This window comes from Methylobacterium nigriterrae (genome assembly GCF_037106235.1).
GTDB lineage: Bacteria > Pseudomonadota > Alphaproteobacteria > Rhizobiales > Beijerinckiaceae > Methylobacterium > Methylobacterium nigriterrae.
Genome location: NZ_JBAWTG010000017.1, coordinates 70,367 through 93,028 on the forward strand (window position 1 = coordinate 70,367; position 22,662 = coordinate 93,028).

General features: G+C 71.2%; 24 protein-coding genes. 11 read left to right on the plus strand and 13 right to left on the minus strand.

From position 1 onward, the window contains the following. Positions 1-59: 59 nt before the first annotated feature. Positions 60-863, minus strand: a complete 804-nt coding sequence (locus WDW90_RS11855; RefSeq protein ID WP_336487583.1) for an IclR family transcriptional regulator — start codon at positions 861-863, stop codon at positions 60-62. A 212-nt stretch (positions 864-1,075) separates the two neighbouring features. On the opposite strand from WDW90_RS11855, the gene WDW90_RS11860 reads away from it, so the two are divergent. After that, positions 1,076-2,368 (plus strand): ArgE/DapE family deacylase, encoded by a 1,293-nt coding sequence (locus WDW90_RS11860; RefSeq protein ID WP_336487584.1) that lies wholly within the window; start codon positions 1,076-1,078, stop codon positions 2,366-2,368. A gap of 47 nt (positions 2,369-2,415) precedes the next feature. After that, complete coding sequence (locus WDW90_RS11865; protein WP_336487585.1) at positions 2,416-3,726, plus strand: MFS transporter; 1,311 nt, start codon at positions 2,416-2,418, stop codon at positions 3,724-3,726. Positions 3,727-3,736: 10 nt separating this feature from the next. Here the strand turns inward: WDW90_RS11865 and WDW90_RS11870 are convergent, their stop codons facing one another. From WDW90_RS11870 to WDW90_RS11890, 5 genes are all read right to left on the minus strand, one after another. Beyond that, positions 3,737-4,138 (minus strand): hypothetical protein, encoded by a 402-nt coding sequence (locus WDW90_RS11870; protein WP_336487586.1) that lies wholly within the window; start codon positions 4,136-4,138, stop codon positions 3,737-3,739. A gap of 142 nt (positions 4,139-4,280) precedes the next feature. Beyond that, the gene (locus WDW90_RS11875) at positions 4,281-4,412 is read right to left on the minus strand and encodes a hypothetical protein (protein ID WP_336487587.1); all 132 of its coding nucleotides are present in this window, start codon (positions 4,410-4,412) and stop codon (positions 4,281-4,283) included. Between the two features lie 178 nt (positions 4,413-4,590). Continuing rightward, on the minus strand, positions 4,591-4,779 hold the full coding sequence (locus WDW90_RS11880) for a hypothetical protein (protein WP_336487588.1): 189 nt from the start codon (positions 4,777-4,779) through the stop codon (positions 4,591-4,593). Between the two features lie 126 nt (positions 4,780-4,905). Then, positions 4,906-5,079 carry a hypothetical protein gene (locus WDW90_RS11885; protein WP_336487589.1) on the minus strand — a complete coding sequence of 58 codons (174 nt, stop codon included), beginning with the start codon at positions 5,077-5,079 and terminating at the stop codon, positions 4,906-4,908. A gap of 170 nt (positions 5,080-5,249) precedes the next feature. Beyond that, the gene (locus WDW90_RS11890) at positions 5,250-5,435 is read right to left on the minus strand and encodes a hypothetical protein (RefSeq protein ID WP_336487590.1); all 186 of its coding nucleotides are present in this window, start codon (positions 5,433-5,435) and stop codon (positions 5,250-5,252) included. A 195-nt stretch (positions 5,436-5,630) separates the two neighbouring features. On the opposite strand from WDW90_RS11890, the gene WDW90_RS11895 reads away from it, so the two are divergent. Further along, a complete protein-coding gene (locus WDW90_RS11895; RefSeq protein WP_336487591.1) occupies positions 5,631-5,813 on the plus strand; it encodes a hypothetical protein in 183 nt (60 codons plus the stop codon). A gap of 43 nt (positions 5,814-5,856) precedes the next feature. Here WDW90_RS11895 and WDW90_RS11900 read toward each other — a convergent pair whose 3' ends face one another. Further along, positions 5,857-6,171, minus strand: a complete 315-nt coding sequence (locus WDW90_RS11900; protein WP_336487592.1) for a hypothetical protein — start codon at positions 6,169-6,171, stop codon at positions 5,857-5,859. Positions 6,172-6,435: 264 nt separating this feature from the next. Here WDW90_RS11900 and WDW90_RS11905 point away from each other — a divergent pair, with 264 nt between their 5' ends. Continuing rightward, positions 6,436-7,029, plus strand: coding sequence for a BA14K family protein (locus tag WDW90_RS11905; protein WP_336487593.1), 594 nt, complete (start codon positions 6,436-6,438; stop codon positions 7,027-7,029). A gap of 78 nt (positions 7,030-7,107) precedes the next feature. Here WDW90_RS11905 and WDW90_RS11910 read toward each other — a convergent pair whose 3' ends face one another. Continuing rightward, positions 7,108-7,284 carry a ribosome modulation factor gene (locus WDW90_RS11910; RefSeq protein ID WP_336487594.1) on the minus strand — a complete coding sequence of 59 codons (177 nt, stop codon included), beginning with the start codon at positions 7,282-7,284 and terminating at the stop codon, positions 7,108-7,110. A gap of 401 nt (positions 7,285-7,685) precedes the next feature. Here WDW90_RS11910 and WDW90_RS11915 point away from each other — a divergent pair, with 401 nt between their 5' ends. After that, positions 7,686-8,465, plus strand: coding sequence for a bestrophin-like domain (locus tag WDW90_RS11915; RefSeq protein ID WP_336487595.1), 780 nt, complete (start codon positions 7,686-7,688; stop codon positions 8,463-8,465). Positions 8,466-8,773: 308 nt separating this feature from the next. Beyond that, the gene (locus WDW90_RS11920; protein ID WP_336487596.1) at positions 8,774-9,877 is read left to right on the plus strand and encodes a tlde1 domain-containing protein; all 1,104 of its coding nucleotides are present in this window, start codon (positions 8,774-8,776) and stop codon (positions 9,875-9,877) included. Between the two features lie 81 nt (positions 9,878-9,958). On the opposite strand, the gene WDW90_RS11925 is transcribed toward WDW90_RS11920, so the two are convergent. From WDW90_RS11925 to soxC, 3 genes are all read right to left on the minus strand, one after another. After that, on the minus strand, positions 9,959-10,801 hold the full coding sequence (locus WDW90_RS11925; RefSeq protein ID WP_336487597.1) for a TIGR01458 family HAD-type hydrolase: 843 nt from the start codon (positions 10,799-10,801) through the stop codon (positions 9,959-9,961). A 109-nt stretch (positions 10,802-10,910) separates the two neighbouring features. After that, on the minus strand, positions 10,911-11,465 hold the full coding sequence (locus tag WDW90_RS11930) for a c-type cytochrome (RefSeq protein ID WP_336487598.1): 555 nt from the start codon (positions 11,463-11,465) through the stop codon (positions 10,911-10,913). Then, entirely contained in the window at positions 11,446-12,735 is a 1,290-nt protein-coding gene (gene soxC / locus WDW90_RS11935) for a sulfite dehydrogenase (protein ID WP_336487609.1), read from the minus strand. Before soxC ends, WDW90_RS11930 begins: the two co-directional genes overlap by 20 nt. A gap of 274 nt (positions 12,736-13,009) precedes the next feature. Here soxC and WDW90_RS11940 point away from each other — a divergent pair, with 274 nt between their 5' ends. Further along, positions 13,010-14,131: a carboxylate-amine ligase gene (locus tag WDW90_RS11940; RefSeq protein WP_336487599.1), complete on the plus strand. Its 1,122-nt coding sequence runs from the start codon at positions 13,010-13,012 to the stop codon at positions 14,129-14,131. A gap of 830 nt (positions 14,132-14,961) precedes the next feature. Beyond that, a complete protein-coding gene (locus WDW90_RS11945) occupies positions 14,962-15,879 on the plus strand; it encodes an outer membrane protein (RefSeq protein WP_431311022.1) in 918 nt (305 codons plus the stop codon). 486 nt (positions 15,880-16,365) lie between these two features. On the opposite strand, the gene WDW90_RS11950 is transcribed toward WDW90_RS11945, so the two are convergent. After that, entirely contained in the window at positions 16,366-16,761 is a 396-nt protein-coding gene (locus WDW90_RS11950) for a hypothetical protein (protein ID WP_336487600.1), read from the minus strand. 301 nt (positions 16,762-17,062) lie between these two features. Continuing rightward, on the minus strand, positions 17,063-17,452 hold the full coding sequence (locus WDW90_RS11955) for a hypothetical protein (protein WP_336487601.1): 390 nt from the start codon (positions 17,450-17,452) through the stop codon (positions 17,063-17,065). A gap of 365 nt (positions 17,453-17,817) precedes the next feature. On the opposite strand from WDW90_RS11955, the gene WDW90_RS11960 reads away from it, so the two are divergent. The 3 genes from WDW90_RS11960 to WDW90_RS11970 all read left to right on the plus strand — a co-directional run bounded on the left by WDW90_RS11960 (position 17,818) and on the right by WDW90_RS11970 (position 22,623). After that, the gene (locus tag WDW90_RS11960) at positions 17,818-18,669 is read left to right on the plus strand and encodes a S1 family peptidase (protein WP_336487602.1); all 852 of its coding nucleotides are present in this window, start codon (positions 17,818-17,820) and stop codon (positions 18,667-18,669) included. A 529-nt stretch (positions 18,670-19,198) separates the two neighbouring features. Next, positions 19,199-20,908: an arylsulfatase gene (locus tag WDW90_RS11965; RefSeq protein WP_431311023.1), complete on the plus strand. Its 1,710-nt coding sequence runs from the start codon at positions 19,199-19,201 to the stop codon at positions 20,906-20,908. Between the two features lie 122 nt (positions 20,909-21,030). Beyond that, on the plus strand, positions 21,031-22,623 hold the full coding sequence (locus WDW90_RS11970; protein ID WP_336487604.1) for an arylsulfatase: 1,593 nt from the start codon (positions 21,031-21,033) through the stop codon (positions 22,621-22,623). The last annotated feature ends 39 nt before the right edge of the window (positions 22,624-22,662 follow it).

Genomic DNA, 22,662 nt, shown 5'->3' on the forward strand with positions numbered 1-22,662 from the left:
GCGACGGGGCGGGGTGCCTTCTCGGGCGGGAGCGCCCTCCCCGCCCGGCGCCGGCCGCCTCAGACCAGCCTCGGCCCGATCTCGGCGGCCGCCCAGCGCAGATGCGCGAGCGGCTCGGCCGGCGTCGACCGCGTCAGCGCCTCCGTCGGCGTCGTGATGCTGAGCGCGCCCGCGAGCGCGCCGCTCCGGTCGAAGACCGGCACGCCGAGGCCCGACAGCCCCATCACGAAATCGTCGACGGCAAGCTCGAAGCCCTGCTCCCGCATCCGCCCGGCCTCGTCCCGGAGCCGGTCCGGATCCGTCTGGCTCGCGGGCGTGCGGCGCGGCAGGGGCCGCGCCAGGGCCGCGTCGCGCTCGCCCGGCGGCAGGTGGGCGAGCAGGATCCGCGGCCCGGCGCCGCTGTTCATCGGGACGCGGGTCCCCACCGTCGACCAGGTCGCCTCGACCCCGGGCGTCGGCATCCGGACCCGGCCGACGCAGAGCGCCGCCGCGTCGTGGTGGATCCACAGGAAGGCGGTGGCCCGCGTGCGCTCGGCGAGTTCCGCGAGGAAGGGCGCGGCGACCTCCTGCAGGTCGCGGCCGGTCTCGACCGCCGCGGCGAGCTCCAGCACGGTGATCGTCAGGCCGTAGAGGCCGGTGCGGGGATCGTGCGTCACGAAGCCCGCGCGCGACAGGGTGTGGAGGAGGCGTCGCGCCGTGCCCTTGTCGAGGCCGGACGCGGCCGCGAGCTGCGTGAGCGTCTGGCGCGGCCTGTAGGCGGTGAAGGCGCGCAGGAGCGCCAGGCCCCTGTCGAGCGCCCGCACCACGGGCAGACCGGGCTTCGACGGCACCTCCCCGACCAGCACATCCTCGCGCGCGTCCATGTCGGCTCCCCCCGGCTCGCATCCGGCTCCGCTTACGGGAAAACGGGCTTGCTCAAAAGTATCATGGAGTGACACTCAAAATCATCTGTTGACACGCCGAGAGCCCTTGGTTGTTATCGCGCCACCGCCACCGCCGCCGCGCGCCTCGGCCAAGGACCGCGCGAAGCAGAAGGGCCGCGCCGGCATCCGGACGCGCGCGAGGGATTTCAGCCATGCCGTGCGACGACACGCTTCGGGACAGGATCGGGCAGGCGGTGGCGGAGGGCTTCGCCGATCAGGTCGCCTTCACGCAGGATTTGATCCGCATGCCCTCCCTGCGCGGGTCCGAGCACGCCGTGCAGGACTTCGTGTTCCAGGCGCTCAAGCGGCGCGGCTTCGCGATGGAGCGCTTCGCCATGGACCGGGCCGCGATCGAGCGGCATCCCGGCGGCGCGGCCTTCACGCCGGAGCACTCGGACGCCCCGATCGTCGTCGGCATCCATCGGCCGCGTGCCGAGACCGGCCGCTCGCTGATCCTGCAGGCCCATGTCGACGTGGTCCCGCCGGGCCCGGCCGAGATGTGGACGCACCCGCCCTTCGACCCCGTGATCCGGGGCGACTGGCTGCACGGGCGCGGCGGCGCCGACATGAAGGCGGGGCACGCCGCCAACATCTTCGCCCTCGACGCCCTGCGCCGGCTCGGGCTGCAGCCCGCCGCAACGCTCTACCTGCAATCCGTTGTCGAGGAGGAATCGACCGGCAACGGCGCCCTGATGGCGCATCTGCGCGGCTACAGGGCGGAGGCCGTGCTCATCCCCGAGCCCGAGGACGAGAAGCTCGTGCGCGCCAATACCGGCGTGCTCTGGTTCCGGGTGGAGGTGCGCGGGCAGCCCGTCCACGTGCGCGAGATGACCACCGGCTCGAATGCCATCGACGCGGCCTACCGGATCGTCGCGGAGCTGCGCGCGCTCGAGGCCGAGTGGAACGCCCGCAAGGGCGCGCACCCGCACTTCGCCGAGGCCGAGCACCCGATCAACCTGAATATCGGCCGGATCGAGGGCGGCGACTGGGCCTCCTCGGTGCCGTGCTGGTGCCGGATCGACTGCCGCATCGCGCTCTATCCGGGCGAGCGGGCGGCCGACGCCGCCCGGGCGATCACCGAGCGGGTCGCCGCCTTCGCGCGGGCCGACGGCTACCTCGCCAACAACCCGCCGAGCGTCACCTTCAACGGCTTCCACGCCGAGGGCTACGTGCTGGAGCCGGGCTCGGAGGCCGAGGCCGCGCTCGCCCGCTCGCACCGGGCGGCGACGGGCGAGCCCCTCGAATCCTTCATGACGGCCGGCTATCTCGATACCCGCGTCTACGCCCTCTACGACCGCGTCCCGGCCCTCTGCTACGGGCCGGTCTCCCGCAACATCCACGGCTTCGACGAGGCCGTCAGCCTCGCCTCGCTCCGGCGCATCACCACGGCCATCGCGCTGTTCGTCGCCGAGTGGTGCGGCCTCGAGGCGGTGGCCGACGCCTGATCCGGCCGATCCGTCCGAGAGCCAGAGACGACAGAGGGGTCCGGGTCATGCAGATCGCCACCGCGGCGCCGCCCGCCGAGCGCACCGGCCAGCACCGGCGCGCGGCGCTGGCCTCCTTCGTCGGCACCACGATCGAGTGGTACGACTTCTTCATCTACGGGACCGCGGCCGCCCTCGTGTTCGGGCCGCTCTTCTTCGCGCAGGCCTCGCCCTTCGTGGCGACGCTCGCGGCCTTCGGGACCTTCGCGGTCGGCTTCCTGGCCCGCCCCCTCGGCGGCCTCGTCTTCGGGCATTTCGGCGACCGGTTCGGGCGCAAGCGCGCCCTCGTGGTCACGCTCGTGATGATGGGGGTGGCGACCACCGGCATCGGCCTCCTGCCGACCTACGCGGCGATCGGCTTCTGGGCGCCGGTGATGCTCGTCGCCCTGCGGCTGCTGCAGGGCATCGCGGTCGGCGGCGAGTGGGGCGGCGCGGTCCTGCTCGCGGCCGAGCACGCGCCGAAGGGGCGGAGCACCTTCTTCGCCTCCTTCGCCCAGCTCGGGAGCCCCGCCGGCCAGATCCTGTCGCTCCTCGCCTTCCGGCTGGCCTCGCTTCTCGACAAGCAGGCCTTCCTCGACTGGGGCTGGCGCCTGCCCTTCCTGGTCAGCGCGGTGCTCCTCCTTGTCGGGCTCGCGATCCGCCTCGGCGTCGCCGAATCGCCCGACTTCGAGCGCAGCCGGCGCGAGGCCGGGCCCGCGCAGGCCCCGATCCGCGAGGTGCTCGCCACCAGCCTGAAGCCCCTCCTGCTGGCGGCGGGCGCCAACACGATCGGCATCGCCTCGGTCTACCTCTTCAACACCTTCATGATCGCCTACACGACCCAGTATCTCGGCATCGAGCGGGCGACGATCCTCGACGCCCTGCTGATCGGGGCCGTGGTGCAGCTCGTGATGACGCCGGTCGGCGCGCGCCTCGCGGAGCTGATCCGCAACGAGCGCCTGTTCCTGCAGGGCGCGCTGGTCTGGGCGATGGTCGCCCCCTACCCGCTCTTCCTCCTCGTCGGCACCAAGGCCGCCCCGGCGATCATCCTCGGCCTCTGCCTCAACATCGTGGGGGTCGCGACCTTCTACGCCGTCATCGCCGGCTACGTGGCGGGGGCCTTCCCGACCCGGGTGCGCTACACTGCCATCTCGATCGCCTACCAGTTCTGCGGCGCCATCGCGGGCGGGCTGACGCCGATCGTCGGCACGATCCTGGCCGAGCAGTTCAAGGGGCATTGGTGGCCGATCGCCGCCTTCGGCTCCGCGATGGCGGCGCTCTCCTTCGTCTGCGTCACCGCCCTCGACCGGCACCGCCGGGCCGCCGGCGCGGTCCGCTGAGGGGCCTGGCTCAGCGCGCGGCGTCGGGGTTCGGATAGGCGGCGGGCAGCGGCCCCGCGCGCCGCGGATCCCGGTCGGGCCGCGCCTCCTCGTCCGCGGCCGGCAGGCTCCCGCGCCGGAGCATCGCCTTGAAGGCGCGGGCGGCCGAGGCGTAGCTCGTGATCCGGCGGCCGGTGATCCGCTCCATCTCGCAGGCTTCGAGGCCCGGCACGAGGTCGCGGCAGTTCCACAGGAGGCCGCACAGGGCGGAGAGCGGCACGGCGCGCTCGTTCACCTCGGCGATCGGCTCCAGCATGCCGGGGCGCCACGGGCCCATATGCTCGATCACCTCGAGCAGGGCCTCGCGCAGATGGCAGGGCGCGTGGCCGCCGCGGCCGGGATTGTAGCGGCACGGGATCAGGCTGCTTGTCACGCGTCGATCTCCAGCGGTCACGCGGATGCGCGGATGGCCGAGAGGTCCCGGCACGGGCCTCGGCCGGGGCCCGGGTCGGGGATGGGGGCGGGCCCCGTCGGGCGAGGCTGGGCGGGGGTGCGGGCCTGCCGGCGCGCCGGGATCAGGCGGCTGCCGGATTCGCCTGTCGCGGCCGGGCCCCGGCGGCCTGCGCGGCGGAGATGCCGGCGACCGGATCGGGATGCGTGCGGGAGGGCGTCGAGGAATGGTCGGGCGTGGCCTTCACTGGGATCATGGCGATCTCCGCTGTGGGCACCGGACGCAAGGGACTGTGCGGCAACTTATCGACTTGTCGATTCCGCACAAGGGCCGGGATGCCGGTCGCCGCACCCGCGGCCGGCCGGCCGTCCGGTGCCGGACGGTGCGGGCCCGAGCGCAAGGATCGGGCGCGGGTCGGGTACCGGGATCGGGACTCAGCCCCGCGGCGGCAGCGCCCGGGTCACGGCCATGTAGGATTCGCCGGCCGCGAGCCCGCGCAGGCGGATGGCCTCGACGCGGTGCGAGCGCGCCTGGCCGCGGACGGCGCGAGAGGCAGCCTCGTCGCCGTCGAGATCGAGATGGGCGGCCGCGGCCAGCAGCTCCTCGGCCGCCGACTCGCTCATCTCCGCGGCCCTGATGAGCCTCGTCGACCTGTCGTGTTGCATGGGAACGGCCTACGCGGTCTTTCGCTGCACTGCAATATCGCGGCGGGCCGCCGCGCGTCGCCGGCCGCGCCGAGGTGCGCCCGCTCACACGGCGAGCATTTTCCAGACGATCCAGGCCGTGACGCCGGCCCAGGCGGCGGTGGCGCACAGGGCGAGGGCGATGAAGGTCCAGATCACCAGATCGCGCTCGTCGGCCCGCACGGGGTTGCCCCGCGTCGCGGGGCTCGGCGCCAGCGTCGTCTCGTCGTTCTTGCGCATTCGTCGGCCTCCCGTCGGGCGGACGGCCAGCCTGCCGCCGCCCAGGTCGTGCTCTCGCGTCGTGGCGCGTCTCGTCTCCGAGCATCCGTGACGCGGCGCTGTAAGCCGAGGCCGACCCGAACTCTGTGCGGCACGTCACAGGCGCCCGCCGCCCCTGGGCGGCCGGCCGCTCAGAAGGCCATCCGCTCGAGCGGCCAGACCGCGTTCATGGCCATGGTGCCGCCGAGCCCGACGGTCAGCCCGACCGCGAAGAACAGGGCGGCGAGGACGAGCCTGTCCCACCACCGGTCCAAATCCCATCGCGGGTCGGTTCCCACGTCGATCTTCCTGTCCATTTCCATGTCGATTCGAGACATCGCCCTCGCCCTCGATCGTCGTGACCGCAGGTGTCGCAAGCTCGGGGCCGGGCCGACAACCGCCTATGCGGATGCGGTCTCGGCAATTGCGGACTAGGGCGGCCCGGACGCGAGCGGCTCTGCGTTCGCGGGCGGCTCGAAATCAGGATCCTGAACTGCTATTCTGCGGGCGCTGATCTTCGATACGGATCTTCGATGCCCGAACATGCGCAATTCACCGACCTGATGGGCCTCGCATGTCTCGTGTTCGCGCTGACCGTCGCGTGCCTGGCGAATACCGGCAAGATTCCCCGCCTGGGGGGCGAGGCCCGCGAGCTCCTTGCCGGCGGCTCGGTACTGCTCGCGATCCTCGGCACCGTCTTCGTGCTGTCGGAATAGGCGGCCGCCGGCGCCCCGCCCGCGGCCAGGCGGGCGTTCGCCCTCACGGCTTGCGGGGCTTGCCGCTCCCGCGCTGCGCCTCGTCGCGCCGTTCCGACGGCTTCGCGCCCGCGCCGCGCGCCTCGGACGCGCCGACCCGCGGAAAGCGCGCCGCGTCGCCGAGGGCGGGCAGCACCCCGTCCAGCTTGGCCTGAAGACGTGCCGCCTCGGCGAGCAGATCCGCGGCACGGGCGCGCAGCGAGCGCGCGACGGCGACATGGCCGAGCGCCTCGAAATAGGCTGCCGCGGCGCCGAGATCGAAGGCGATGGTCGCATTGACCTGCGCCGCGACCGCCGCTTCGGTGTCGCGCTGTTTCATGGCCGCGTTTGTTGGCCGCGTTTCATGGCCGCCTCGCCGAGACGAATCGGGTTTCGGTACAACGTAGTACGCGGACCATCCGATCCGGCTGTCCACCGGTCTTCGCCGCCGCGGCGCCCTGGAGGCGGCGCGGAGCGAATTCTCGCAACTTCGTGACCGTATGGCCACGCTCCAGCGGCTGCGACCGGACGCGGCAGGTACCCGCGCGAACCAATCGGGCCGGAACGCATTCTCGAAATGAGGCTCTAATCCAGCGAGATCCACATGTTGCGCGCCCTGATCGCCGCGACCACTCTGGCCGGCGCCCTTGCGATGATTCCCGCCACGGCCGACGCCCAGCGCGCCGGCAGCTTCCGCGGCACGAGCGCGTTCGGCACCGGCGGGTTTGGCAGTTCGACCGGTGTCGTCACGGGCGGCGCCTTCCGCGGCGGCGGCGGCTTGCGCGGCGGCGGCGTCGGGCTCGGCGGCGGCGGCTTCCGCGGCGGCACCGTCGCCACTGGCGGCTACCGGGGCGGCTTCGGCGGCTATCGCGGCGCCGGATTTTCCGGCAACCGCGGCTTCTACGGCGGGCGCGGCTACGGCTACCGGCGCGGCTACGGCTATGGCGGCCTCGCCGCGGGCGTCGGGCTGGGCCTGGCCGCGGGCAGCCTCGGCTACGGCTATTACGGCGGCTACGGCCCGGACTACTACGACGGCGGCTACGCGCCCGTCGCCTACGGCTACGAGACCGAGGCGGTGCCGGCGGCGCCGGTGCCGGCCGGCGATCAGACCGCCTATTGCGCCCAGCGCTTCAAATCCTACGACCCGCGCTCGGGCACCTATCTCGGCTACGACGGGCAGCGGCATCCCTGCCCGTAACGGCCCTGCCCCGAACCCTGAGCGGCCCCGCAGCCTCGCGGCTCGCGGGGCCGTTTCATGTCCGGGGCCGGCGGGCCCCTAACCCTCGCCGGGTTCGGGCCGGTCGAGATTCTGCTCGCGCTCGTCGTGGACGTAGCCCGCGAGCCAGTCGGCGCTCTCCTGCGAGCCGGCCCGGTAGGGATTGGCCGAGACGGTCTTGCCGGCGGCCTTCGCCGCCATGCCCTCTCGCATGGCCGGGGTGGGATCGACTGCCATCGGTGCCTCCTTCCGGTGCCTTGCCGCCGGTGCCTTGCCGCCGGTGCCTTGCCGCCGGTGCCTTGCCGCCGGTGCCTTGCCGCCGGTGCCTTGCCGCCGGTGCCTTGCCGCAATGCCGGATGAGGATATCGCAGCGGCGGGACGAGCGCGAGAAGGCCGGGGCCGGGCAGGACGCGGCCGCCGCCTGCCGGTCCGTTCTCTCCGTGACCAAGGGCGGATCGGCGCCGAGCGGGATGGTAAGAGCAGCCCACGGAGCGCCCGATCACCGGGGGCCGTCCTCTGTCCCCGACGGCGCGGCGGCGCCGGGACAGGCTCCTGGGCGTCCGCCGGGGCCGGGCGCTGGCCGGGCGCCCGTTCGCGCGCGAGCCGGCTCCCGCGCACGTATCCGAAGCGGGGACGCGATGTTGCTGACGAACCTTCCGCTGTGGCTGTCCGGCCTGCTCCTCGTCGGACTGCCGACGCTCATCGCCATGTTCGGCCCGATCCTGATCCGCCGGCAGGTCAGCTTCGCCAAGCTTCGCACCAACAACGAAGTCGCCGGGTTCAAGTTCGCGACCGTCGGCGTGCTCTACGCGGTGCTGCTGGCCTTCGCGGTGGTCGTCGTCTGGGAGAAGTTCAGCGAGGCGGAGCGGAAGGTCGCGCAGGAGGCCGGCGCCCTGGCTGCGCTCTACCGCCTCGGCGACGGCGTCCCGGCCGCGGCGCGCAAGGCGCTTCGCGACAGCCTGACGCGCTACATCCGGTCGACGATCGAGGAGGATTGGCCCGCGATGGAGCGCGGCGGGGCCAGCGCCGCGGCGCGGCAAGCGCTCGACGACGTCTACGCGGCAACCCTCTCGATCGAGCCGGGCGACGCGCGCGGCGGGATCTTCCTCGCCGAGATCCTCGATCAGCTCGACACGGTCACGCAGGCGCGGCGCGACAGGCTGATCATGGCCTCCGGCACCGTTCCTTCGATCCTGTGGCTGGTGCTCGTCAGCGGTGCCGCGCTGACGGTCGGGTTCACCTTCTTCTTCGCGGCCGAGAACCTCCGGGTTCAGACCATCATGACGGGCATGCTGTCGATCCTGATCTTCTCCGGCCTGCTCGTCATCGTGGCGATCGATCATCCCTTCGCCGGCACGGTGCGGGTGCCGCCCGAGCCCCTGCACGCCGTGCTCGAGAGTTTCGGCGCGCCGACCTGAGCCCGCCCGGAGCCTCGTCCGCCGAACGAGCGGCCGCCCCTGCCCGAAGACATCCGCGGCCTGCCGGGTTCCCGACCCTGCGGCGGGCCGTGCGAGCGAATTCGCGCCGCCCCAGCCCGCCGAGGCACCGGATTTACCTCGGGCCGACCATGATGTTGCCCAACAAAAGCCCGCTGCGTTCGGACTTTTGCTGCATAGCGAAACGGATTCGACCGGTTCTTCGCTCGCGGCTCGTCTGTACAAGTTCCGACGACCGGGGCGATGACCGGCCCTCATCCGTTCGGTGAGAAGGATCCGAGTGGCGTCGCATGGCACAGACCCTCCTGCAGATCGGCGGCCTCGCCACACGCGCTCGCCGGATCGGAGGCCAGGTCGGAGGGACCGGCCGCGCCCCGCTCACGGTCGCCCTCGCGGCCTTCCTGACCCTTGCTCCGCCCGATGAGCTCTCGGTCCCGCGCGACGTCCCGGCCGCCGCGCTCGTGACGGAGGATCCGCCTCCGGCCCCGGCGCAGCAGGGCGCCGAGGCGCCGGGAGCCGGCGAGACGCCCGATGCCGCGCCGTCGCTCGGGCCCGACGCGCTGCAGGCCTGGCGCAGCGCTCTCCTCGGAGCCATTCCCGACTGGCCCGCCGCGCCGCCCGACGACGCGGCCGGACCGTCCGCGTCCTTCGCCCGGCAGGAGCCGGCGCCGCCGGCCTCCTCGCCGGATCCCGAGACGGCCCCGGCCGCGCGGATCGTGCCGCTGCCGGTGCCGCGCCCGCGGGACTTGCGGAGCCCGGCCGCTCAGGAGCCGGCGCGCCGGGCGAGCCGGCAGGCAGCGAGCGCGGCGGCGCCCCCCGCGCCGGAGGACACGCGCTCCTTCTTCGAGAAGCTGTTCGGCGTCGAGCGCTCGGCAGGCCCCGCCCTGGCCTACGCCGCGCTGGAGAGCAAGCCCATCGAGGCGCCTCCGCGCCGGCAGATCAGCCCCGTGCCCTTCCCGGATTCCGGGGGCGGCACGGCTGTCTACGACATCACCGCGCGCACCGTCACACTGCCGAGCGGCGAGCGGCTCGAGGCGCATTCCGGGCTCGGCGCCAGCATGGACGACCCGCGCTCCGTCCACGTCCGCATGCGCGGCGCGACGCCGCCGGGCACCTACGACCTCACCGAGCGCGAGGCCCTGTTCCACGGCGTGCGGGCGATCCGGCTCACCCCCGTCGGCGGCAGCGAGGCCGTCCACGGCCGCGTCGGTCTCCTGGCCCACACCTACATGCTGGGGCCGAGCGGCGCCTCGAACGGCTGCGTCTCGTTCCGCGACTACAACCGCTTCCTGCAGGCCTACCTGCGCGGCGAGGTCCGGCGCCTCGTGGTGGTGGCCGGGAGCGGCGATGCCCTGCCGCGCTTCGCCAGCCGCCTGTTCGGCCGGTCCGAGTGATCGGCCGATGCGGGCGGCGGTGACAGGTCGTTCATCCGCGCCGCCGCCGCAGCGTCCCGGCCGCCTCGCCGGGGCGGCGGCTCATCGCCGTTCGAGCACCCAGTCCACCGCCTGCCGGAGGTCGGCGAGCGTCGCGGTCGGGCCCGGATCGATCCGGCCCTCGTCGCCGTGCTTGTACTTCCCGGTCCGGACGAGCAGGCCGGCCATCCCGGCCTCCAGGGCACCGGCGACGTCCGCCTCCACGTCGTCGCCGATCATCGCGGTCTCGCGCGCGGCCGTGCCGAGATCCGCCACGGCCGCCGCGTAGAACGCGGCCGAGGGCTTGCCGATGAGGAGGGCGTCGCGGCGGGTCGCGTATTCCAGCGCCGCGACGAAGGGGCCGGCATCCAGGCTGAGCTGCCCGTCCGCGTCCTTGAAGGTGCGGTTGCGGGCGAGCGCGATGAACGCGGCGCCGCCCTCGATCAGCCGGAACGCCTCGTTGAGCGCCTCGTAGGAGAAGGCCCGGCCGGCATCGCCCAGGATCACCGCATCGGCCGGCCGCGCCGGCGGGGGGGCGAAATCCTCGAGCAGGTCCGGGTGAACCACGAGGCGGGGCGACAGGCCGCGCTCCCGCACGAGCCTCCGCGCGGCGGTCGCGGGCGTGACGATGTCCCGGCTCCCGGCCTCGATCCCGAGCCGGCGCAGCTGTTCCAGCAGGGCGCGGAGCGGCTTCGAGGTCGTGTTGGTGACGAAGCGGAGCGGCAGGCCGCTCGCCCTCAGGTCCCGCAGGCTCGCGACCGCCTCCCCGATGGCGGCGTCGCCGACGAACACGACGCCGCTCAGGTCCAGGAGGACGCCGGCGATCCGGCCGGCGGGCTTGGGGGCTGCCTTCGGGGCGGTCTTGGGGGTGGTGTTGGGGGCGGTCTTGGAAGCGGCCTTGGGCATGGTCCGAGACGGTCCTCCCACGCGAGAACAGCGGTCCGGTCGGGCGGGGCGGCGTCCGGCGACCGCGCGGCGGTCGAACGCCCGGATTTGGGCCGCGCGGCCCCGCCCGTCAGTCGGGTGCCTTCGCGCGCGGCGCGTCCGGCCGCGGATCCGGCACGAAGCCGTCGCGGTTCGGCATCCTGATCGCGGCGAGCGAGCCCGCGTCGAGGGTCGCGTCCTCCGGCACGAGGCCGTTCAGGTGGAGGATGTAGGCCGAGACGGCGTAGACCTCATCGGCGCTCAACGATTGCGGCGCGGTCATCGGCATGGCCCGCCGGATGTAGTCGAACAGCGTCGGCGCGTAGGGCCAGAAGCTGCCGACCGTCTTGATCGGATTGCCCGAGGCGAGGCTGCCCCGGCCGCCGGCCAGCCGGTCGCCGCTGCCGCCCTCGCCTCGGGCGCCGTGGCAGGACGCACATTGCGCCTCGAACACCCCCCGGCCCTGCGCGACGCTGCCGCTTCCCGGCGGCAGCTTGCGGCCGTCGCGGTCGACGTCGATGTTCCAGGCCGCGATCTCGGCCTCCGTCGCCCGGCGCCCGAGCCCGTAGCGCTCGCCGGCCTCGGCGCCCGCGGCGAGCGCCGCGAGGGCGGCGCCGGCCAGCAGCCTAAGCCTTGACGAAGCCATTCGTGACCTCCCCGCTCGCCGCGATGCGCCAGGGTATGATCGCGTTGTTGTGGTAGAAGGATTTCAGGCCGCGCACCGCCGTGAGGTCGGCGAGGCTCGGCTGCACGTAGCCGGTCTCGTCCGTGGCCCGGCTCAGGATCATCGTCGGCCGGCCGTCCCAGGTCCAGGGCAGGCGGAAGCGGGTCAGCGCCCGCGTCAGCACCGGGTCCTGCAGCTGCGCGGCGGTCCAGGTCCCGCCATCGTCGACCGACACCTCGACCTGGCGGATGCGCCCGCGGCCGCTCCAGGCGATGCCTGAGATCTCGTTGAAGCCCCGCGCGATCCGCTGCGTGCCCGAGGGCCGCGTGATGACCGACTTCGCCTCCATGGTGAAGGTGAACTGGCGCGCCGTGCCGTCCGGCATCGAGTCGGTGTACTTCGCGGTCTCCTCGCGCGAGTAGGCGGGCTCGTCCGTGACGTTGAGGCGGCGCAGCCACTTCACGCTCATGTTGCCCTCGAAGCCGGGCAGGAGCACGCGCAGCGGGTAGCCCTGCTGCGGGCGCAGCCGCTCGCCGTTCTGGCTGTAGACCAGCATCGCGTCGTCGAGGCACTTCTCGATCGGGATGCTGCGCGTCAGCGCGGCGGCATCCGCGCCTTCCGCGACGACCCAGCGGGCCTCCGGCCTGAGGCCGGCCTCTTGCAGGACCGTCCTCAGCCTCACGCCGGTCCACTCGGCGCAGCTCACGAGCCCGACGAGGTCCGAGGCGGTGCGCCCGTTGATCGCCTCGAAGCCCGGATTGCCCGAGCATTCGATGAAGTGGATCCGCGACTCGGACGGGAAGCGCCGGATCTCCTCCATCGTCAGGATGAGCGGCGTCTCGACGAGCCCGTGGATCATCAGGCGATGCTGGGCCGGGTCGATCTCGGGGATGCCGCCGTGGTGGCGCTCGTAGAAGAGGCCGTTCGGCGTGATGATGCCGTCGAGATCCTGCAGCGGCGTGCGGCTCGACGCCGAGGTGTACTGCTTGAGGTTCTTCGGAACGTTGCGGACGACGTTCCTCTCGAAGCGCGACGGCGTGCCGTAGACCTCGCTGCCGACATCGGCGCCGGGGCTCTTCATCCAGTCCGGGACGGCGGGCGGGCCGTTGCCGGCCGCCGTGCCCTCGGCGCGCGCGCCGCCCCCCGCGAGGCTTCCGGCCAGCGCACCGCTCACGAGAGCCGCGCCCTGGCCGAGGAACTGCCTGCGCGCCCGCGAGGCGCCGTTGCCGCCGCGGCTCCCTCCGCCCTGCATCGTCATGGCTCCTCCGCGCCCGGCATCCGCGACGGGCCTCGCGGGCGATTATGCACCAGGACGGGCGTCCCTGTCCCCGGACCCGCGGGTCTCGGTTCGCGAGGAACGGTCCGGGCGTTCCCGACCCGCGCCTCGTCGAACCACCGCCTCCGCACAGGATATTGCCGGCACTCGCCGCGACGAGCCTGCAGTGAACCCGACCCCCTCCTCGTTCGTCATCTGGCAGCGGGGCGGGCCGGTCCGTTCCCGCGGCCTGGGCGGACGAGGGGGCGGCGTGGCTCACGACTTCAAGTTCGGCATCGAGGAGGAGATGTTCCTCGCCGGCGCGCGGACGCGGGCCGCCCCGCGGCGGCCCGTCTCGGCCTTCCACGAGGCCGCGCGCAAGGAGCTGAAGGCCGTCGAGCGCGAGCTCCTCCGCAACCAGGTCGAGATCTGCACGGCACCCTCGGCCAGCTTCGCCGAGGCGCGCGGCAGGCTCGCGGATCTGCGCGCCGGCCTCGCGCGGATCGGGCGCCGGCACGGGCTCCTCGTCTTCGCCGCGGGCACCCACCCGACCGCGCTGTGGCCCGCGCAGCGGGAGACCGGGAAGGCGCGCTACGCGGAGATGATCGACGATCTGCAGATCGTCGGGCGTCGCTCGGTCGTGTGCGGCCTGCACGTCCATGTCGAGGTCCCGCGGCCGGGCGCGCGCGTCGACCTGATGCGGCGGCTGATGCCCTTCCTGCCGCTGCTGCTCGCGCTCTCCACCTCGTCCCCGTTCTGGGAGAAGCGCCGCACCGGCCTGGCTGGCTACCGCCTGCGCGCCTATGCCGAGCTGCCGCGCACGGGATTGCCCGAGCTGTTCGACGACGCCCGGGACTACGAGCGCTACGTCGCCGGGATGGTCGAGGCCGGGGCCGTGAAGGATCCGACCTATTTCTGGTGGCAGATCCGGCCCTCCAGCCGCTATCCGACGCTGGAGCTGCGCGTCGCCGACAGCTGCACGCGGCTCGAGGACACGCTCACGATCGCCGCCCTCTACCGCTGCCTCGTCCGTCTCGTCGACCGTCGCCCGGACCTTCACGCGACGCTCACCGGCGCCTCGCGCGGCTTCGTGCAGGAGAACCTCTGGCGGGCCGAGCGCGAGGGCGTGCGGGCGAGCCTGATCGACGAGGCGCGGGGCGTCGCCGTGCCGGTGCCCGAGGCCGTCGACGCGCTGCTGAACCTCGTCGCCGAGGATGCCGCCGCGCTCGGCTGCGCCGCCGAGGTCGCCAACGCCAAGGTCATCGCCCGCAACGGCTCCAGCGCGGACCAGCAGGTCGGGATCTTCGACGCGGCGCTGGCGCGCGGCGCGCGTCACGCGGACGCCCTGCGCGCGGTGGTCGACTGGCTCGCACGCGAGACCGCCGCCGCCTGAGGGGCTCCCATTCCGGGACGCGGCGCCCCGGCGACCCTGAGGCGCCGGTTAACCGCCCGCCTTCATCCTGCCCGTGAGCCGCGTTGCGTATCGGCTCCGTCGCGGGGTCCGCGACACGCCCCGCTGCCGCGGCCCCGTCCGGCAGCGGGGCCGCCCGGGGCCCTTGCCCCGCGGAGATATCGGTCGGATCGGTGAGCGCTGGGACCCGAGCCCGGCGCCTAGGGATGAGAAGCCCACGACATCGGCCGATCCGTGGGTACGCTGGCGCCGATGACGTGCGCGTGCGATTGCGAACACACCGTACCGCTGCCTCGTCTCCGCCCGATTTCGGACGCACCGATTTCGTGGGCGGAGACCCAGCATTCCTCACCTTCCCTGCCCGCACCGCCGGCTGGAGTGCCGATTCACAGTGTAACTCCGGCCGGTGGTGGCCTTGCTGTTGTGCAGAGCATCTCGCTTCGCGCTCAAACATGCACGTATTGCTTGCGACAGCGCCGGATGCGCATAAGGGTACGCACTTAGCATTTTCAAACAGCCAGATCTCCACTTGCCGCCTCGCACGCGATCAATTTAAATGGCAGCGTAGCTTCCTGGACTGGTCCTCTGGATTGCTATAAGCAACCTTGCCTCGCAAATCTTAGGGTTTGCGGGGCTTTTCCATTCTCGATTTGCCAATTCCTGCGTAGATATTCTTCGGCGAGGGGGTAAGGCTGTTCCCTTCGTGGGAACGTACGTTTACAACCAAACCTAGTGGGTTGCGCCACGGTCCTAGGCAGACGACGCGCGCCTCGCAAGCTTGGCCGGACTTCCACCCAGGAAGCGAGGACCCCATGATCAGAAAACTGCTTCTCACTAGCACCGCCACGGTGCTCCTCTGCGGCGCTGCCGCCGCGGCGGATCTGCCCAAGCGCGAGCCGCCGCCGATCTTCACGCCGGTTCCGGTGTTCACCTGGACGGGCTTCTACGCCGGCTTCAATCTCGGCTACGCCTTCGACACGCAGGGCAACCGCGCCCCGACCGTGGTCTCGGTGGCACCCGGCCCGACGCCTGGCACCAGCCTGTTCCTCACCGCTGCCGGCGCGCCGGCCCCAGGCACCCTGGCCTTCGGCAACAACACCAACACCTTCAACGGCTTTTCGGGTGGCGGCCAGATCGGCTACAACTACCAGTTCACGCCGGGCTCGGGCTTCGTGATCGGTTTCGAGGCCGACGCGCAGTACGTCGATTTCGGGCGCAACCGCAACCGCTTCGCCTTCGCCACGGTGCCCGGCGGCTTCCTCAACCCGGGCGTCCTGGCCTTCAACCCCAACGGCATATCAGGCCTCGACTTCTTCGGCACGGTGCGCGGCCGGATCGGTTATGCCTGGGATCGAACCCTGGTCTACGGCACCGGCGGCTTCGCCTACGGCTCGGGCGGCGGCCGTCAGTTCGGCTTGCCCAACAGCACGACCAATGATTTCGCGACCGGCTGGGCGGCCGGTGGCGGCATCGAGTACGCGCTGGCCGGGGACAGCTGGCTGAACTTCTTCCGCGCCTCGGCGGTGACGTTCCGGGTGGAGGGTCTCTACGTGAACCTCGACCGCGGCAACCGCAACACGGGGGCCTTCGCGGTCACCCCGAACGGCACGGTCCTGTCGGCGTTCTCGCCGGGCGTGACCCTGGTCTCGGGACCGGGCGGTGGCCTGCGCCGTCCGATCGAGTTCGCCGTCGTCCGCGCCGGCGTGAACTACAAGTTCGGCACGTACTGAGCGTCCGCGCGACTGCGGCGCATCAAGGGCGGCCTCGACATCCGATGGACGGCTGCTTCGCTAGAGCATTTTCCGTGATTTTTGAATCACGGAAAATGCTCCAAGCCATTGATTTAGCGCGCTTTCTGATCGCCAAACCGGCAAGCACTTTGGCGGAAAGCGCGCTAGGCGATGCCTCGGGAGGAGATCCCGGGGCATGTTCGATCCTCGACCGCAAAGCAGGCTATGGGACATGGTGCGGGCGCAGCGCTGCCCGCGTTGCCCCGCGTCGCGCGGGAAGGCCGGCGGTCGACCCGCCGTCGCCCGACAGCCGCTCGGCTTCGAGACGCTTGGTTCAGGCTCGTTTTGACGGTGCCCGTGAGCGCTTGTTCGAGACGTCGCGCCCGCGAGGCGTTCCGTCCGAGGTCGCGACCTGACGCGAGCGCCACGGCACCGCTTCCGTGCCATGACCTCCAGCGCGCATCGGCCCGGCATGGCGGGCTCAGCCTACCGGCCTCGTCGCTCGGCGTTCCAGTAGCCGCCGCAGCGCCACGTGCCGGAGCTGGCCCAGGCTCCGGCTCCGTAGTCGCCGCGAAGCCGCCCGACCACGTTCGCCCGGTCGAGGCCGCGCACGATGCTGCCCCGGACCGCGCCGCTCGGCTGGACACGCCCCGAGATCACGAAATCGCCTCCACCGGCGTAATTGATCTGCCCGCCGCGAACGACGACGCCGTAGCGGTAGGCCCGGTCGCAGCTGCCCTGCTCGGTGACCACCGCCACGCTCCAGGCGCCGTCGAACTGGGCCACGCCGTGCGGCCTGCGTGCCGCCTGGGCCGCACGTGTCGCGCCGGCGAGGACCGGCGCACTCGCGAGGGCGATAACGGCGATCATCAGACGCTTCATGACCCTTCCTCCTGCCGTTCAAGGGCCGGGTCACGTCGCTCGGCGGCCAGGTCGGCTGCACCTTCGAGCTCGGCGAGATCCCGGCCTCGACGAATCTCCGGGTCTTTCGCGAGTTCGATGTCCGCAACCGGCTCACCGGCACGGCGACCTACCTGACGATCTCGGCCCCGCTCCGGGCCGCACCGAAGGCTGCGCCCGAGCCCGACATCATCGTGGCGAGGAACTGAGCGGAGAGCGGTCGGCCAGCTGCGCCGGGCCGGCAGACGATTCGCCCAGTCCGTCGTTGTTGGGCGCCGCGACCTCAGCGCGGTATGACGCGAACGACCCGGTGGGAATCGAGGTCGATGATCACCGCGCGGTCATCGGGGGAGATGTAGTACCCGTAGTACCCGGTCGGGTTCAGCCCCGTGACCGAGACGTTCTGGAACGAGCCCATCTGCACCCAGCCTGGGATCAGGGATCCGCGCCCGACGCGCACGCCGCTCGGCTCCTGATAGCGGGGCCCGGTCTCGAACAGGGTCCCGACCGTGGCGCTGTCGTTGCCGGACATGAGCAGGCCCTGGTCGGCCAGATGCGGGTTGACCCGCAGCACCAGCGGCTGCGCCAGCGCTGCGGAGCCGGCGAGCACGCCCGCCGCCGCCAGGCCGATGCGGATGACCGAATGCGTCTTGCGCAGGACATGAGCTGACATTGTTGTCTCCCATGGCTTTACGTTGCAGGCAGAGACGTGCCCGCAGAGTATCCACTACCACCGTCCCCACTGCACTTGCTTGATCAGTCGGGACGCATTTTCAAAATAAGTATAGACGGCAGGCTGGGATGGGACCGGCGATCGGGTCGGTGAACCGGTCCGGAGCGGACAACCGATCCCGGGGCGGGACAGCCCGATAAGTGCCGGTACAGTCTAGGTTTTCCTCGTGCGGCGCGCCCGGTCGCACGGCCGCTGCGCCAGGAACAACCGGCAGCTACCCAGGGTTGAAAGCGTACTCCTGGACCTGTGTCGGTCAGCGTCGTCCCGATGTTCCGCAGCTCCAGCAGCGGAAGATTGGGAACTGCATGGTCACGCCACGGCGGGTCCGAGGAAAGCTCTGCGCCTTCGGCCTGGCGCTGATGCCCATCCTGCTCTGCCTGCACGCGCCTCCCGGCCGGGCCGTCTCTCCGGACAGCGCCGGATCCTGTATCGATCCCGCGGCCTCCGCCCGAGCCGTCGTCAGCGTGTTCTGGCGCTTCGGCGAGCCCCGGCGCGAGGGGTGGGACGAGATCATCGGGGAGCGGGCCACCGCCTGGTTCTACACCTCGCCCCGGCTGCTGGTGACCGCCGCCCACTTCGCGAACGAACTCCCGGCCGAGGGCTGGCAGGACGCCGAACTGCATCAGGCGACGCGCGAGGGCGAGCCGGACCTCAGGGTGGGGGTCCGGCTTCGCGTCGCCGTCAGGGGCAGGCTGCCCGGCCGAGGCGAGGGCGGCACGGGACGCGCCGCCGGCCTGGCGGACGACGTGGCGATCATCGAGCTGCAGGAGCCCTTCCCGAACGCGACCGTGCTCGATCTGCAGCCGCAACCGCCCGCTGAGGACGCGCCGGTCCTGGTCCTCGGCTATCCGGGCGGGCGGATGGAGGCGGCGCAGGGTGTCGTCCGCAGGAGCAGGGAACTCGCCGACCGGTATGCCGGCCTGGCCCTCTTCGAAGTCCAGGGCTCGAACCGCCTGCTTCTCGACGGCGGCGCCTCCGGCGCGCCGGTGCTCGATTGCGGGCAGGGCCGGGTCGTGGCGGTGCTCAACGGGCTCCTGACCAGCCCGTCCCTGCCGTTCCTGCCGCCGAACAGGGTCGTCCCGACGCCGTGGGGCAGCCCGACCAACACCGCCGTCCCGGCTTCCACCCTGGCGGCGATCCGGAACTGCATCCCGTGAGGAGCTGCCGATTCCCCGCGGTCGCGAGCGGCTCCGGATGGCTCGCCGCACGTGCCCTCGTGCCGTCGGGCAGCTCGACGCTGCGGCCTCGCTGCCTCATGCGCTCCCCACCGATATCGATGCCGGCTCGGCGGCAGGGCGTAGGCCAAGGCAATCGGCGGGGTGTGGTCCCGGCCCCAGGAGCTTCGGGCGCGGATCCGGCGTAATCCATAGATGACACGGTCGTCCGCGTCGTCCTCACCGCTGGTCATCAAGTGAACATTCGAGAGCGGTCTCGCACAGTTGCCAAGTCTGCATGGCGCAGTGCAGGCTTGTTCTGTAAGGTCGGCGCCGGGGCGAGCCTTCAGTCAGTAAAAGATCAGCCGACCTGCTGTATCAGTCCGGTTTTGAATATTTAGGCTGGGCGTGCTCGGCCGGCCCGACGCTGACAGCGCAGCGGCTCCCGCGGGGGCGGTGCCCGTGAAGCTTGCCGGTGCCGCCGACAGCGGTGCCGGGAGCCGCGCGGCAGAAAACCTGAAGGAGTGCCGCCATGAGAACGAGCCGTTCTGCGTGGTTGGGCTTGGCCGCGTTGAGCGCCGCTTCGGCGGCGGCACCGGACCCTGCGTTGGCCCAGTCCCAACAGAAGCCCAACATCCTCTTCGTCATGGGCGATGACATCGGCTTCATGCAGCCGAGCATCTACCATCGCGGCTTGATGGTCGGGGAAACACCGAACATCGACCGGATCGGACAGGAGGGCGCGATCTTCATGGACTACGTCGCCATGCAGAGCTGCACCTCCGGCCGCAACGCCTTCTTCACCGGCATGTACCCGCTGCGCACGGGCATGATTCCTCCGCAACTGCCGGGCAGCCCCTCCTACCTGCGCCCCGGCACCCCGGCGCTCGCCAAGTTCCTGCGCGATCTCGGCTACAACACCGGCGAGTTCGGCAAGAACCACCTGGGCGACCACACCGAGTCGCTGCCGACGGCGCACGGCTTCCAAGAATACTGGGGCTACCTCTATCACCTCGACGCCATGCAGCAGGTGAGCTTCCCCGACATCAACAAGACCGCGTCGGACCAGGGGATCGCGCCGCCCTGCCAGAACACGCCGATCCCGGGCCTGGCCGAGGTGCCCGGTGCCGTCGATCGCAGGACGACGCGCTGCCTGACGCCCCCGCGCCCGATCCTGTCCTGCCGCTCGTCCGACGGGACGGCCAAGAACCAGACCTGCACGGATGAAGGACCGCTGACGCTCGAGCGCTCCAGGACGGTGGACGAGGAGATCTCCGCCAAGGTCGTCGACTTCCTCGACCGCAACGATCCGAAGAAGACCAACAAGCCGTTCTTCGTCTGGTACAACCCGGCGCGCATGCATGTCGTGACCGTCCTGCCGCCGAAGTACGAGGCGATGCTGGGTGAGCGTGGCGGCAAGGATTGGGGTGTCAACGAAGCCGGCATGAAGCAGCTCGACGACAACATCGGCCTTGTCCTCAAGAAGCTCGATGACATGGGACAGGCCGGCAACACCATCGTCGTCTTCACGACCGACAACGGCGCCGAGGCCATCAGCTTCCCGGACGGCGGCGTCACCCCGTTCAAGGGCCAGAAGGGCGAGGCCTGGGAAGGCGGCTACCGGGCGCCGATGGTGATCCGCTGGCCCGGCGTGATCCAGCCGGGAACGGTGAAGAACCAGCTCTTCGCCGCACTCGACTGGGTGCCGACGCTGGTCGACATCGCCGGCGGTCCCAAGGGCGAGGGGCTGAAGCAGAAGATCGAGGCCGGCCAGTATCCCGACATCGTCAAGACGACCCTCGACGGCGTCGACCAGCGCAGCTACCTGGAAGGCAAGTCGGACAAGTCTGCGCGCGACGTCTTCTACTACTTCTCGGGCGCGACCCCGTCGGCGGTGCGCTATAAGAACTGGAAGATGTACTACACGATGTCCCAGCCCGGCCCGGCCGGCTGGGTTCTGCCGCTTGTGCCGTTCCACTTCACGCTCGTGCAGAACATCAAGCGCGACCCCTTCGAGCAGGCAGTCGGCATCGATCAGAAGAGCGCCATGAGTGTGGGCGGAGCCCTGGGCGCTCCCTCGACGGCCTTCCAGTACGACTGGAACATCCTGCCCCTCGGCCAGCAGCTGTGGCTGGAACATCTGTCGAGCTACGAGAAATTCCCGCCGCTGCAGCCGGCCGAGAGCTACAACCTCTCGCAGGTTCTGGAGCAGGTGAAGCAGGGGCGGCACGGAAGCGACTAGCCGCCGGGACGCGGGCCGTAGCGTTACCACGCAAGCCCGGGGCACTGCGCCGCCGCGGCGCCACCGGGCGGGTCCGCCACGGGCGGCCGCGAGGGCTTCATCCGACCTCAGGGAGAGCGGCGATGCGCAGGATCGGCATGATCGGGCTCGGCCTCCTGGCGTCGCTCGCCTCCCTGATCGCTGCGTCCGCATCGGCGCAGCCGCAGTCGAAGCCGAACATCCTTGTCATCATGGGCGATGACATCGGCTACTGGAACATCAGCGCCTACAATCGCGGCATGATGGGCTACCGCACGCCCAACATCGATCGCATCGCCGACGAAGGTGCGATCTTCACAGACTATTACGGCCAGCAATCCTGCACCGCCGGCCGCGCGGCCTTCATCACCGGTCAGAGCCCGATGCGCACCGGACTTCTGAAGGTCGGCCTGCCGGCCGCCAAGGAAGGCCTGTCGGAGAAGGACCCGACCCTTGCTGATCTGCTCACGGCGCAGGGTTACGCCACGGCACAGTTTGGCAAGAACCACCTCGGCGACCGCAACGAGTTCCTGCCGACGGTGCACGGCTTCGACGTGTTTTTCGGCAACCTCTACCACCTGAATGCCGAGGACGAGCCCGAGCATCCTGATTATCCGAAGAGTCCCAGCTTCCGCGCGCAATTTGGTCCGCGCGGCGTCCTGAGATGCGTGGCGACAACGTCCGACACTCCCGGCAGCGACCCGCGCTTCGGCCCCTGGGGCAAGCAGAGCTGCGAGGACACCGGCCCACTCACCCGGAAGCGCATGGAGACCATCGACGCGGAATTCCTTGCCGCCGCCAACGACTTCATCGACCGGGCGAACCGGGACAAGAAGCCCTTCTTCATCTGGTTCAACTCCACCCGCATGCACATCTGGACCCGGCTCGCGCCCGAGGCGCAGGGTAGGACCGGGCTCGGCATTTATCCGGACGGCATGGTCGAGCACGATGGGCAGGTCGGCCAGCTTCTCAGGAAGCTCGACGACCTCGGCATCGCCGACAACACCATCGTGGTCTACACCACCGACAACGGCGCCGAGACCTTCTCCTGGCCCGACGGCGGCGCCACCCCGTTTCGTGGCGAGAAGAACACCAACTGGGAAGGCGGCTATCGCGTGCCCGCGATGGTGCGCTGGCCCGGTCTGGTGCCGGCGCGCGTCGAGATCAACGACCTCTTCTCCGCCGAGGACTGGCTGACCACGCTCGTTGCGGCGGCCGGCGAACCGGACATCAAGACCAAGCTCCTGCAGGGCTATGAGGCTGCCGGCAAGACCTTCAAGGTTCACCTCGACGGCTACGACCAGCGCGATCTGCTGGCCCGCAGGGGCGAAGATAAGCGGCGTGAGTTCTTCTACTGGACGGACGACGGCAACCTGGCCGGTCTGCGCTTCGAACAGTGGAAGGCTGTGTTCCTGGAGCAGAAGGCGCACGGGCTCTCGGTCTGGATGCAGCCGATGGTGCCGTTGCGCCTGCCCCTCCTGTTCAACCTGCGCTCCGACCCGTTCGAGCGTGCCGAGCACGAGTCGGGCGACTACGTGCGCTGGTTCGTCGAGCACGCCTTCGTGCTGGTCCCGGCCCAGGCGCTGGTCGCGCAGCATCTGAAAAGCTTCCAGCAGTTCCCGCCGCGGCAGCGCCCCGGCAGCTTCTCGATCGAGCAGGCGATGGAGAAGCTCAGGCTGCCGCCCTCCAGCAATTAGCCCTGGCGTCGTTCGGAGGAGAGCGCATGGGACCGAATG

Coding starts and splice junctions, on each gene's coding strand:
- WDW90_RS11855 (WP_336487583.1), bottom strand. CDS start 863: ATGGACGCGCGCGAGGATGTGCTGGTCGGGGAGGTGCCGTCGAAGCCC.
- WDW90_RS11860 (WP_336487584.1), top strand. CDS start 1,076: ATGCCGTGCGACGACACGCTTCGGGACAGGATCGGGCAGGCGGTGGCG.
- WDW90_RS11865 (WP_336487585.1), top strand. CDS start 2,416: ATGCAGATCGCCACCGCGGCGCCGCCCGCCGAGCGCACCGGCCAGCAC.
- WDW90_RS11875 (WP_336487587.1), bottom strand. CDS start 4,412: ATGATCCCAGTGAAGGCCACGCCCGACCATTCCTCGACGCCCTCCCGC.
- WDW90_RS11880 (WP_336487588.1), bottom strand. CDS start 4,779: ATGAGCGAGTCGGCGGCCGAGGAGCTGCTGGCCGCGGCCGCCCATCTC.
- WDW90_RS11885 (WP_336487589.1), bottom strand. CDS start 5,079: ATGCGCAAGAACGACGAGACGACGCTGGCGCCGAGCCCCGCGACGCGG.
- WDW90_RS11890 (WP_336487590.1), bottom strand. CDS start 5,435: ATGTCTCGAATCGACATGGAAATGGACAGGAAGATCGACGTGGGAACC.
- WDW90_RS11895 (WP_336487591.1), top strand. CDS start 5,631: ATGCCCGAACATGCGCAATTCACCGACCTGATGGGCCTCGCATGTCTC.
- WDW90_RS11900 (WP_336487592.1), bottom strand. CDS start 6,171: ATGAAACAGCGCGACACCGAAGCGGCGGTCGCGGCGCAGGTCAATGCG.
- WDW90_RS11905 (WP_336487593.1), top strand. CDS start 6,436: ATGTTGCGCGCCCTGATCGCCGCGACCACTCTGGCCGGCGCCCTTGCG.
- WDW90_RS11910 (WP_336487594.1), bottom strand. CDS start 7,284: ATGGCAGTCGATCCCACCCCGGCCATGCGAGAGGGCATGGCGGCGAAG.
- WDW90_RS11915 (WP_336487595.1), top strand. CDS start 7,686: ATGTTGCTGACGAACCTTCCGCTGTGGCTGTCCGGCCTGCTCCTCGTC.
- WDW90_RS11920 (WP_336487596.1), top strand. CDS start 8,774: ATGGCACAGACCCTCCTGCAGATCGGCGGCCTCGCCACACGCGCTCGC.
- WDW90_RS11925 (WP_336487597.1), bottom strand. CDS start 10,801: ATGCCCAAGGCCGCTTCCAAGACCGCCCCCAACACCACCCCCAAGACC.
- WDW90_RS11930 (WP_336487598.1), bottom strand. CDS start 11,465: ATGGCTTCGTCAAGGCTTAGGCTGCTGGCCGGCGCCGCCCTCGCGGCG.
- soxC (WP_336487609.1), bottom strand. CDS start 12,735: ATGCAGGGCGGAGGGAGCCGCGGCGGCAACGGCGCCTCGCGGGCGCGC.
- WDW90_RS11945 (WP_431311022.1), top strand. CDS start 14,962: ATGATCAGAAAACTGCTTCTCACTAGCACCGCCACGGTGCTCCTCTGC.
- WDW90_RS11950 (WP_336487600.1), bottom strand. CDS start 16,761: ATGAAGCGTCTGATGATCGCCGTTATCGCCCTCGCGAGTGCGCCGGTC.
- WDW90_RS11955 (WP_336487601.1), bottom strand. CDS start 17,452: ATGTCAGCTCATGTCCTGCGCAAGACGCATTCGGTCATCCGCATCGGC.
- WDW90_RS11960 (WP_336487602.1), top strand. CDS start 17,818: ATGGTCACGCCACGGCGGGTCCGAGGAAAGCTCTGCGCCTTCGGCCTG.
- WDW90_RS11965 (WP_431311023.1), top strand. CDS start 19,199: ATGAGAACGAGCCGTTCTGCGTGGTTGGGCTTGGCCGCGTTGAGCGCC.
- WDW90_RS11970 (WP_336487604.1), top strand. CDS start 21,031: ATGCGCAGGATCGGCATGATCGGGCTCGGCCTCCTGGCGTCGCTCGCC.